Genomic DNA, 7,992 nt, shown 5'->3' on the forward strand with positions numbered 1-7,992 from the left:
TTCTCTCCTCAATCGACGTTGAGGGGTTTCTCAACGGCGGGCTTTTTTTGGCTGACACTCTTGTTTGTTTGAGAGGGTGATTTGTTTTTTTTGCCAGAATTTTTTTTGCTGGTCACCGGTTTTTTATGGCTGACGCTCTTTTTATCATCCTTTATTTCCACCGGTTTTTCAACATCAGGTTCATTCCGAGTCGCGGATTGTGTGTCATCGGCCCGCTCCCGGGTCGCGGATTTTCTGCTGGCCGGATTGTCCCGGGTCGCGGATTGTTTGCCAATGGCTTGCTCCCGGGTCGCGGATTGTTTGCTGGCCGGATTGTCCCGGGTCGCGGATATTTCGCCATCGGGTTGATCCCGGTTCACGGATTGATTGCTGACCGGACTCTCCCTGTCGGTCAGCTTGTTCAGATCGGCAGGATTGTTGATGACTGACTGATTTTTATCAATGATCAACTCCTTGCCGGTACTGGTCTGGTCCACTGTCGGGCTGCCGGCGATCTGGCTTTGATCGATTTCCGGGGATTTTTCTGTGGCGCTCTTTGGTTCGGCCCCTTTCTCCGCATCCTGGGAAGGTGTGTCAAAAGGTCGGGACATTTTCAGCAATTTTCCGGGCAGGTTGATGATGTCGCGCACAATGCCCGGTGCCAGACTGTCCATGGGTTTGATGCGGGTGACAGGATCCGACCAGGGACCGCTGACTTGAAACTGCGTTTCCAGAATGGCCTCCCGACTGCCGGCAACAAGCTTGCCCAGAATGGGAACCCGGTTGATGATGCGGTCGATGGTCTGAAGAGGCTGAATCCCCACCAGTAGATCCAATTGCCGGGTGACGAGATTGACATCGCCCGAAGCCACGATTTTCATGGAGGGTCCCACCAATGCCCATTGGTCGGTATGCCAGAGACCATTTTCAAGGGTAAAATTGCCATGCATTTTTTCATAATAGAAACCGGTCCCGGCCAGATCGGGCCGGTCGCCCACCAACAGGTTGGGCAAGTCCGGAATGGAAAGCAATCCCAACAAGCTGGCCAGCAGATGCAAACGCCGCACAATTCCTTTGTGGGATTCGATCTCCCCCTTGCCGGTCAAATGCTGCAACAGGGAGTGACTGGCTGCAGGCAGGTTTCCCGCCAGATCCAGGTTGAGGGTGGCTTTCCCCCCCTGCATGCCCTGGTGACGATCCAATCCTTTCAGCAGGTTGCCCAGATTGTCGCTGATGAGCCGAAAGCGACCGGAATAGGGGCCGAATCCTGGTTTTTTCAGCCAGCGAAATTCCCCCGATTCGAGACGATGCACAAAGCCATCCTGGTTGTAAAGCAGGCGGTCGAACTTGTACCCTTCCGGCTGCATGCGCAGACCGATTTCCATATCCCGCGCCGATTCATCCTGGGCCAGGATGATCCGCCGGGCAAATCCATGTACATGCCAATGCGGCCAGGCTTTTCTGGCAGGTGTGGCCTTGTCGCCTTTGGGCACCGAATCTGGAGAAGAGTCCGGCAGTTCGAACAGTTTCAAAAGCGGTCGCACATCCAGGACATCCCAAACCATCTCGGTTTTCCATTCCGGATCCTCTCCCGTGGCCCTGGCCTTCCTGACCAGTTTGAAAAAACCAAGTGTCTCTCCCAGTTGCAGGCGATCCAGGACCAGTTGCCCGGAGTAGGTATCCAGACCCAGCGTGCCGGCCCCCTCGAAATTCAGATTGCCCAATCGACTTGAAAGACGTTGAAAAACAATATTTTTTTGATCAGGATCAAGGAAACCGGTTCCGATGAGATTGCCCGGATCCTTGTCGCTCTTGACCCAGCCCAGTTTGCCGGCCACCGGCCAGGTATCGGCATCCACCCGCAGATCAAAATGAAATCGCGCATCCTGCGGAAGTTTCGAGAGTTCCAGGTGAAAGGGCGTTTCCGGCAATGAATTGCTTTTGGCCGGATCCAACAGGGGTTGCAGGGCCTCCTGCACCTGCCCACTCAGGGCAAGGGCATCGACGTCGAGGAGAAGATGGGTTTTGACCGGATCGTGGTAGTCCTTGACATTCAGGGTACCCTGGAACGGCATTTTGTTGAACACTCCGGAATCCGCGCTCAATTTCAATTCGCTGGTGTTGAGCGTGAGTTTTCCAGAGAGTTGCTCGATGGGGGTATCCAGGAAGGGCAATTTAAGAAAGGCATCGGTCAGTTCCACATTGCCCTGAAAGGTGGAACGCTCCAGGTGTTCCAGCGGAAGGGACACCTTCAGGTGGGCAGGGCCATGGCCAACGACCCGCAACTCCGTCAGCCCTAACGCTTGATCCCAGCGCAGACTCGGATGAGCGATAAACTCCTTCCAGATGGATTGCAGGTCCGCCTGAGTGGTGGCATCGATGATGACGACTGGATTGAGCAGCATGTTGGGTATGCCAACCTGGCCACGAATCTGCCGGGATTGACCTATGGTACCATCCGTCACCATGGCCAACATGGAAAGACGATCAAAAATCAGATGCGTCGTCAGCCTGGTCACCGGCGGCAACCCTTTATGGAACAATAAATCTGTCCCGGACACATCCCCTTCGATCCGGAAAATCCAGCCATTTTTTCGGGTCAACTTGTCGTCAGGAAAAGGAATCTGGGCAACAGGACCCAGAATTCGGGCGGTGGCACGATTGACGCGACCGTTTTTCAGGGAACGGTCCAGCCAATCGACAAGCTCCCTGGACATGATGGCCACGGGATAAAAATGGTTGGCCTGTTCCACAGGAACGCCGCTCGCTTCCGCATGCAGATCCAGGATGGGATCCGGCCCATCGAGGTCATGCAGGGTCAATCCTCCCGTGGCCCGACCCTGGGTATTCAGCAAATCAAAGCGCGTGACCACAAGATTCCAAAAACCGGATGGTTTGGTTTTTTGGATGGTACCGTGCGCATTCAAACGGGTCACGGAGAAGGGCCAGCGAAACAGGGGTTTCCAGGTCAATGTCCCGGAACCAGCCTGCAAGCGCCATTTGGCCGTGGTCGGCAGGTCCGTTCCCCCCTGAATGTCGGCCTTGATATGCAAAGGCGTCGTCAACTCACCCAGGGGAAAATAAGGGGCAAGAGAATTCCGGAAATCGACCGGACGCAGATCGGTCAAACCGGCATTCAGATGCCAGCGGCCATTGTCCTGAAATTTTCCGGACACATTGACGGGAATTTTGCCACGGGCATGCTGGAGGATGGTATGCGCTTTCAGGTCCATGCCCTGCCTGGGATCAATATGCGCATTGATGTGCAGATTTCCCCAGATTTTGTAGGGTTCCCAGGCAATCAGCTCCGGAAACAAAGGCGTCAACAAGGGGAGGCCTGCACCGAATATCCTGGCCCGCAATTGCCAGGCACCCTGGAGGTCGGGTATGCCTTGGATGTCGATGACGGCCAACCGATTGTTCCAGGCAATGCGTCCATCGGCCTTCAAGGCAAGAAGAGCGTGATCCTTGTCCTGTTCCAGATTCAAGACCCAATCCTGGATCCGGAGTATTTCCCGCTGATCCTCGACGCGAATCGACACATCGTTGAGAATCATCTGTTCGATGGGAAACGGCGCATGGAACAGGCTCACGACCCATGAAAATCTTTCCAGAATCCCATGCAACCCAGGCTTGTCATCCGCATCCTGTCCACGCCCTTTCCGGACCTGATCGGACTCAGCGGCTTTGGGAATGTTCAAGGTCAGGTCTTGCAGGCGAAGTTCAGAGATCAGCGGTTCGCGTCGCAACCAGGCCAGAGGTGCCACGGTACAGGTGGCAAAGCCACTGTGAAAGGAAGAGGGATCCGTAGCGGACCTGGCCAGGGAAATGTTTTTGGCCCAGATGCGAAGAATCGCTCCCTGGGTGGAGACTCCCAGGGATCCCGAAAGCCAGTGCCAACCGGTCATGCGGGTCAATGCAGGTGTGACGTAGGGAGATTGATTCGATATCTCAATACCATGGGATGAAATATAAATTCCGGCAGTGAGCAACGACAACAGAACGCCCCAGGTCAACAGCCAATACAAGCGTCTGACCCAAATCAGAAATCGCCAAAATAAATGCTCTTCTCCCCTTGTCTGGCTTGGAGTCGGTGGTGGTGGTGAAGATATTTCGGGTTCGGATGCCATCATCTCTTTTGGGAAACCCCTGTCAGTGTGTTATCTATTGTATGTCACACGGCCTGATAAAATCATGGGTTTGTCGTACCGGTCATTCGTCAAAATCCTGGGGAGACGTTGGAATTGCTTATGGACAGGCAGCGTTGGAATGGTGTGGGTCTGGCTGATGAGGCCATGGAGGCTGTGGCCGTGTTGGCCGCGCAGACTGCCGAACCCGAAGGGGTCATGACCCGTTTTGACCGTTATTTGGCCACCCATGGTGAAGATGCCACGCGCATGGCACCCCTGGTGGCCGCTCTGAATGATACCGTTTGGCGGCGGCGTCTGGTGCTGGCCTTTGGCAACTCGCCGTTTTTGGCCAATATTGTCCAACGCTGGCCCCAATTTTTGCAGGAACTCATGGCGGAGGAAGCGATCATTCCGGAGCCGGGACTTTTGCTACACCAGATTTGTACGGCAGTGTTGGCCACTTCAGACCTGGAAAGTGCCGAACGGGTTCTCCGCGAATGGAAACATCGGGAATTTTTGCGGATCGGCCTGTTGGATCTGGCCACGGAAATCACTTTGCTGACCACAACCAACGCCTTGACCGCCTTGGCCGAAGCCTGCCTGGAGGGGGGCTGGCGCTGGCTGGATCGCACCCTGACCCAACAACTGGGCCAACCCATGATCGAAAAAGCCGGAGAAACCCCGGTCCCCAGCCGCTTCACCATCCTGGGCATGGGCAAGCTGGGGGCGGGCGAACTCAATTTTTCGTCAGACATCGATTTGATTTATCTCTACGACCATGACGAAGGCAAGACCACGGGTCCCCGTTCCACCTCCATCAAAAGCTACTACATCCGGCTGGGACGGGATTTGATCAAGCTTCTGTCGCGCCAGACTGCCGACGGCATGGTATTCCGGCTCGATTTGCGTCTGCGGCCCGAGGGGGAAAGCGGCGACCTGTGCCTCTCCTGCCGGTCGGCGGAAATCTATTATGAATCCTGGGGCCAGACCTGGGAGCGGGCTGCCATGATCAAGGCCAGACCGGTGGCCGGCGACCTGGAGCTGGGAGCCGCTTTTCTGAAACGATTGCAGCCATTCATTTACCGCCGCTATCTCGATTATGCCGCCCTGGACGCCATCCGGGACATGAAACACCGAATCGACCGCAAAATTCATCAAATCGAGGATTACCATCGCAATCTGAAGCTCGGTTACGGAGGCATCCGGGAGATTGAATTTTTTGTCCAATCGCAGCAATTGATCCGGGGTGGCAGCGATGCTCGTTTGCGCTCACGGGAAACCATCCCGACCTTATTGATGTTGGGCGGCCTGGGCCATGTCGATCCGCAAACTGTGGAGACGCTCTCCGAAGCCTACACCTTTCTGCGCACCCTGGAACACCGTCTGCAAATTGAACGGGAACAGCAGATACACTCCCTGCCGGAAGAGGCCGAGGCATTGCACAAAGTGGCCCGCCGGGCCGGATTTCCCGATTCGGCCACCTTGATGGCCAAAGTGAAACAAATCACGGATGGGGTCCACCATGCCTATCGGGGCCTGTTTCTGGAAGGTGAACGGGTTCGTCAGGAAAAAAGCGATCCCGTAGTGGCCGCCTTGTTGGCTTGTGACCCTCATGCCGAAACCGGTTTGACGGCCCTGCGCCAGGCAGGATTTGTCAATCCTGAACGCGCCAGACAACTCCTGAAAATTCTTCAGGAAGGACCGCCGGGAATGACATTGCCGGAGACCACCTTGAAATGGTACGGGCTTCTGGCCCCGCTGCTTTTGGGAGAAATTTTGCAGGCTTCGGATCAGGATATGGCCCTGGAAAACACCGAGGCCTTCCTGCTGCGCATCGGGGCACGTGCCAACTATCTGGCCCTTATGGTCGAACATCCCCTGGTCCTGCATTTGCTGATTCCCCTGTTTGGTGCCTCGCCGTTTCTCTCCCGATTTTTGAATCATCATCCAGAGCTGATGGACAGTCTGATCACCCGGGATTTTCTGGAACAGCCACCGGATCGCAGCCGTATGGGCAATGCACTTCTGGAACAAATAAGCCGGGCTGAGGATGACGAAGAGCGGATCCGGGTGTTGCATGAGTTTAAAAATACCGAAGTCCTGCGCATCGGAATTCGCGATTTGTCGGAAATTTCCGAATTGTCGGAGACCATGACGGCACTCTCCACGCTGGCGGATGTGGTGTTGACCCAGGTATTGACAGATGCGCGGCGGGAGTTGGAAAAGCGCCATGGCGTGCCTTGCTGGCTGACGCCGGAAGGCGAAAAGCGCCCGGCCCAGTTTGTCATTCTGGCCCTGGGCAAGCTCGGTGGCCGGGAATTGAACTATGCCTCGGATCTTGATCTGATTTTTGTCCACGATGGCAGCGGTGCGGCACAATATACCGATGGCGAAAAATCGCTTGCCAATGGCGTCTTTTTTACCAGACTGGGACAAAAAATCATTTCGGTCATTACAACCATGACCCGGTCGGGGCGTCTCTATGAACTGGACATGCGTTTGCGGCCCTCCGGCAACTCCGGACCTCTGGTCACGGCGCTTGACTCTTTTCTCCATTACCAGAGCAAGGATGCCTGGACCTGGGAACATCAGGCCTTGACAAGGGTCCGGGTGGTGGCTGGTGATCTCGAACTGGCCAACCAGTTGAACGAAGCAGTACGAAATATTTTGCGCCTTCCCCGGGATCCGACCCGTATTGGTCAGGAAATCAGCGAGATGCGAGCCAGAATTGCCCGGGAAAAGGGTCCTCCCCCCGGAAGCCTGGATATCAAGCTGAGTCTGGGGGGCATTGTGGACATTGAGTTTTTGACGCAATATTTCATCCTGAGTCAGGCCCACACCCACCCCCGCCTGCAACAACGCAGCACTCTGAGTACCTTGCTGGCCGCCGGTGCGGCCAAACTTTTATCCCCGGAGGATCTCGACCGCCTGACAAATACATATAATTTTCTGCGCCTGGTGGAAAACCGGCTGCGTCTGTTGCATGATCGCCCGGAAAATCGGATCGGCCCGGACCCTCTCCTGCACAAACGCCTGGTGCGTCTTTGTCGCCTGCCTGCCACGACTGAAATAATCCCCCTCCTCCAGGATTATTTCATGCGCGTTCAGGAAATTTGCCGGAAACACCTTGTGAATTATCCGGTTGCCAATCCCACTTGACCCCAGTCACACTTGCCGGAATTACTCATGATATGACTTCTTTTACCCTGCACCCCGACCTGGCCCGCGCTGGCATATTTCTTGGAAAGCTCTCTCTTTCGCAACTTTTGCTGATGAACGATGCCCGCTATCCCTGGCTTGTTCTGGTTCCGGAACGTCCAGGTTTGCGGGATTTTGATGAAGTTGCCGGCGATGACGTTCCCCTCCTCCACGCCGATATTTCCCTGGTTTGTTCCACCTTGCGACATTTGTTTCATCCCGACAAACTGAACGTTGCCTCATTGGGCAACATGGTTCCCCAACTTCACATTCATGTCATTGCCCGTTTTCAGACCGATGCCGCATGGCCTCATCCGGTATGGGGGGTATACCCTCCCCTTCCCTATTCGGAAGAGTTGCTGGAAAAACGCTTGATATCAATAAAATCCGCAATTGATATACAAACGTCAAACTTTCTGAAATAACGGAACATCACTGCCCGTTATCGTTTGTTTTCCCTTGAACCGGCGATGGCTCTTTTGCACCTGGTTGCCATTCCGGATGCTCTTTATACCATTGCTCTTTATATTCTTCCGAAGTTTCGCTTTCTTCAGAATTATAATTTGAAATCACGACCTCCAATAAAATTTCGGAGACCATGCTTGAAACGAATCTGCCATACAGGATTTCAATACTTCCGCAAAATATACTCTCGCTTGACCCCCATTGCCCACAATAAAAAACA

General features: G+C 54.6%; 4 protein-coding genes. 2 read left to right on the forward strand and 2 right to left on the reverse strand.

Features of this window, described 5'->3' with window-relative positions:
• Positions 1-8: 8 nt before the first annotated feature.
• Entirely contained in the window at positions 9-4,007 is a 3,999-nt protein-coding gene (locus HQL65_07675) for an AsmA-like C-terminal domain-containing protein (protein ID MBF0136103.1), read from the reverse strand.
• Between the two features lie 222 nt (positions 4,008-4,229).
• On the opposite strand from HQL65_07675, the gene glnE reads away from it, so the two are divergent.
• A complete protein-coding gene (glnE, locus tag HQL65_07680; GenBank protein MBF0136104.1) occupies positions 4,230-7,268 on the forward strand; it encodes a bifunctional [glutamate--ammonia ligase]-adenylyl-L-tyrosine phosphorylase/[glutamate--ammonia-ligase] adenylyltransferase in 3,039 nt (1,012 codons plus the stop codon).
• Positions 7,269-7,300: 32 nt separating this feature from the next.
• Complete coding sequence (locus HQL65_07685) at positions 7,301-7,732, forward strand: HIT domain-containing protein (GenBank protein MBF0136105.1); 432 nt, start codon at positions 7,301-7,303, stop codon at positions 7,730-7,732.
• 7 nt (positions 7,733-7,739) lie between these two features.
• Here HQL65_07685 and HQL65_07690 read toward each other — a convergent pair whose 3' ends face one another.
• The gene (locus HQL65_07690) at positions 7,740-7,907 is read right to left on the reverse strand and encodes a hypothetical protein (GenBank protein ID MBF0136106.1); all 168 of its coding nucleotides are present in this window, start codon (positions 7,905-7,907) and stop codon (positions 7,740-7,742) included.
• Positions 7,908-7,992 lie beyond the last annotated feature (85 nt).

Source organism: Magnetococcales bacterium, from assembly GCA_015228935.1.
In the GTDB taxonomy this organism is placed as follows: domain Bacteria; phylum Pseudomonadota; class Magnetococcia; order Magnetococcales; family DC0425bin3; genus HA3dbin3.

What these genes read in the sequence shown, in the direction of transcription:
- HQL65_07690 (MBF0136106.1), bottom strand. Translation starts at nt 7,907, where the DNA reads ATGGTCTCCGAAATTTTATTGGAGGTCGTGATTTCAAATTATAATTCT.
- glnE (MBF0136104.1), top strand. Translation starts at nt 4,230, where the DNA reads ATGGACAGGCAGCGTTGGAATGGTGTGGGTCTGGCTGATGAGGCCATG.
- HQL65_07685 (MBF0136105.1), top strand. Translation starts at nt 7,301, where the DNA reads ATGACTTCTTTTACCCTGCACCCCGACCTGGCCCGCGCTGGCATATTT.